The organism is Microbacterium sp. ZW T2_14, assembly GCF_044987405.1.
In the GTDB taxonomy this organism is placed as follows: Bacteria; Actinomycetota; Actinomycetes; order Actinomycetales; family Microbacteriaceae; genus Microbacterium.
Genome location: NZ_JBJDRK010000114.1, coordinates 1 through 3,483, shown reverse-complemented (window position 1 = coordinate 3,483; position 3,483 = coordinate 1). Strand labels below are relative to the sequence as shown.

Annotated in this window: 3 protein-coding genes and 1 pseudogene; all 4 read left to right on the top strand. The window is 73.2% G+C overall.

The annotated features are described in order from the left end of the window. A pseudogene (locus ACI3KY_RS20160) lies at positions 1-474 on the top strand (L-aspartate oxidase); the annotation flags it as partial. Next, a complete protein-coding gene (gene nadC, locus ACI3KY_RS20155) occupies positions 468-1,325 on the top strand; it encodes a carboxylating nicotinate-nucleotide diphosphorylase (protein ID WP_404931900.1) in 858 nt (285 codons plus the stop codon). The pseudogene ACI3KY_RS20160 and the gene nadC, both read left to right, overlap by 7 nt. Before the next feature lie 25 nt (positions 1,326-1,350). Next, positions 1,351-2,541 carry a cysteine desulfurase family protein gene (locus tag ACI3KY_RS20150; RefSeq protein ID WP_404931901.1) on the top strand — a complete coding sequence of 397 codons (1,191 nt, stop codon included), beginning with the start codon at positions 1,351-1,353 and terminating at the stop codon, positions 2,539-2,541. 73 nt (positions 2,542-2,614) lie between these two features. Further along, the coding region (locus tag ACI3KY_RS20145) for a glycosyltransferase family 2 protein (protein ID WP_404931899.1) at positions 2,615-3,483 on the top strand (869 nt) is incomplete at its 3' end.

Genomic DNA, 3,483 nt, shown 5'->3' with positions numbered 1-3,483 from the left:
CCCCCTGCTCCGCACTCGGCGACTGCGCCCACGCCCACCCCCGAGCCGCGGATCCTGACTGCTGAGCGGTGGGGTTCGTCTGCGGAACCGTGGGACGACGCGGCGCAGGAGGTGCCCGTGTTCAGCCGCGCCGCGCTGCAGGAGCTGATGTGGAAGCGGGCGGGTCTCGTGCGCGACGAGAACGGACTGCGGCGGGCGGCATCCGTCCTCGCGGCATGGCAGGCGCAGCGCCGCGTGCCCGTCACGGAGAACGACTACGAGGACCAGAATCTGCTGCTCGTCGCGGCGGAGCTCGTCGCTGCGGCCCGCGCCCGTCGCGGGTCGGTCGGCGCGCACTTCCGCGCCGACGATCCGACGGCGGAAACTCCTCAGAATCCGGACGTCGCCGGGATCACGGCCTCCGGCCCTCTGCGGATGGCGGCCGAGCTGAGGAATCCGGCACGTCCGGTCGCCGAGGAGGCTGTCGCATGCTGAGTCGCGCTGTCATCGACCGCACGGTCGCCGCCGCCCTCGAGGAGGATGCGCCGTGGGGCGATCTCACGAGCGAGGCGCTGATCCCCGAGAACGCGGTCGCCCGAGCCGACCTGGTGGCGCGCGAACGCGGAGTGTTCTCGGGAGGCGACGTGTTCGCCGCGGCCTTCCGGCTCACCGATCCGGCCATCGACGTCGAGCTCGTGGTCGAGGATGGCGAGTGGTTCGAGCCGGGCGCGGTGCTCGCCGTCGTCACCGGAAGCGCCCGCGGGGTTCTCACGGCCGAGCGCATCGGACTCAACTTTGTGCAGCGCATGTCGGGCATCGCCACCCTCACCGGCGCCTATGTCGCCGAGGTCGCCCACACCCGCACCCGTATCGCCGACACGCGCAAGACGACGCCGGGACTGCGTGCCTTCGAGCGCAAGGCGGTGCGCGACGGCGGCGGCCGCAACCATCGCCACTCGCTCTCGGACGCCGTGATGGCCAAGGACAACCACCTCGCCGTCCTCGCGCAGAAGGGCGTCTCCCCCACGGCGGCACTCCTCGCAGCGAAGGACCTCCTCCCCCACACCACGCACATCGAGGTCGAGGTCGACCGGCTCGAGCAGATCGAGCCGGTGCTCGCGGCCGGCATCGGCACGATCATGCTCGACAACTTCTCGCTCGACGAGCTGCGCGCCGGCGTCGCGCAGGTCGCCGGCCGAGCCACCGTCGAGGCATCCGGCGGAGTGTCGCTCGAGACCGTGCGCGCCATCGCCGAGACCGGCGTCGACGTGATCTCCGTCGGCGCCCTTACCCACTCCGCTCGCGCGCTCGATCTGGGGCTCGACGTGCGGATCGACGCCCCCTGAACCACGAGAGCGGCACCCGATGAGCATGCTCTACCTCGACAACGCGGCGACGACTCCGGTCCGCCCGGAGGTGCTCGAGGCGATGATGCCGTACCTCACCCGCTGGTACGGCAATCCCTCGAGCCACCACACGGTGGGCGAGGCGGCGGCCGATGCGCTGGCCGAGGCCCGCGCGCGCGTCGCCCGCGTCCTCGGCCTCCGCGCCGGCGACATCGTCTTCACGTCCGGAGGCACCGAGGCGAACAACCTCGCGATCAAGGGCATCGCGATCGCGGCCGCCCTGCGTCGCGCCGACGAGGCGCCCCGCAGGGCCGAGTCCGCCGACGCACACGGCCGGGCGCACGTCGTCACGACCCCCATCGAGCACGAGTCGGTGCTCGAGTCGGTCGCCTACCTCGAGAGGGTGCACGGCTTCGCGGCCACGCACGTCCCCGTCGATGCGGAAGCGCGGGTGTCGACGGATGCCGTGGACCGCAGCCTCCGCGACGACACGGTGCTCGTGAGCATCGGGTACGCCAACAACGAGGTCGGCACGGTCCAGGATGCCGCGGACATCGCGGCCGCCCTCCGCGAGCGACGGGTGCCTCTGCACCTCGACGCCGTGCAGGCTGCCGGCTGGCTGCCGTTGTCGGCGGCCGAGCTGGGCTACGACGCGATCTCGCTGGCCGGGCACAAGCTCGGCGCGCCGAAGGGCACCGGAGTGCTCGGCATCCGTGGCCGGATCCCGCTGGAGCCGCTGCTGCATGGCGGTGGGCAGGAGCGGGGCCGCCGCAGCGGCACCGAAGACGTCGCCGGCGCCATCGGCTTCGCCACCGCGCTGGAACTCGCCGAGTCCGAGCGGGTCGAGGCATCCGCTCGCGTCGGCGCGATCCGCGACCGCTTCATCGCACGCGTGCTCGAGCACGTGCCCTCGGCTCGGCTCACCGGCGACCCCGTGCACCGGCTCGCCGGCACCGCGAGCTTCACGTTCGCCGGCACCAGCGGTGAGGCGGTCCTGCTCGAACTCGAGCGCCGCGGCGTCGTCTCCTCGAGCGGCTCGGCCTGCGCCGCGGGCAGCGACGAGCCCTCGCATGTCCTCCTCGCGATGGGCATCGCTCCGGATGTCGCGCAGACCGCCGTGCGGTTCACCTTCCCCCGCTGGCTGAACGCGCCCCTGGATGCCGTCGCCGACGCCGTCGAGGCGTCCGTCGCCGCGGTCTCCGCGCCCGGTCGCTGAGGCCGCCCGCCACCGCGCGCCGTCTCGCCGAGCTCCGACCCTCACTGCTCGCCGACGCCCGTAGGATCGGGACGTGACCCCCGCCGTGACCGTCATCGTCCCGGGCTACGACGTGGCAGCCTATGCCGTCGAGGCGCTCGACTCGCTCCGCGCGCAGACCCGTACCGACTGGACGGCCATCCTCGTCGACGATGCGTCGACCGACGAGACCGGAGCCCTGTTCGACGCCGCGGCCGCCGCCGACGACCGATTCCACGTGGTGCACCATGCCACGCAGCGCGGGCTGGGCGCCGCGCGCAACACCGGGCTCGACCTCGTGCGGTCGCCCTTCGTCGGCTTCCTCGACGCCGATGACCGCCTCACGCCGCACGCTCTCGAGCGGCTCGTCGGGACGCTCACCGCCAGCGGCAGCGACTTCGCGCTCGGCGCATACGTGCGACTGCGCCCCGACGATGCCGGCGGCTACGCCGCCGGCATCGTCCAGCCGTGGGTGGCGGCGGCGACAGACCCGGCGCGCCTCGGCACGACTCTCGACCAGCACCCCGCGGCATCCGGCAACATCGTCGCGTGGTCGAAGGTGAGCCGCACGGATCTGTGGCACCGCACCGGCCTGCGGTTCCCGGTCGGCAGGGCCTACGAGGACCAGGTCGTCGCACAGCAGATGTACACGCGCGCCCGCACGTTCGATGTCATCCCGGACGTCGTGGTGGAGTGGCGCGAGCGCGCGGACGGCTCGTCGATCACGCAGCACAAGGGCGAGCTGCCCGTCCTGCGCGACTACCTGGAAGCGCTGCGGGGCGGCATCGCGGTGCTGGATGCCGCGGGGCAGGCGCGGGCCGCGGCATCGCGGGTGCAGCTCATCCTCGCGATGGACCTGCCGCCGCTCGTGGAGCTCGCGCGCGACCACCCGGAGGACGCGTACCGGCGGGACGTCGGCGCGGT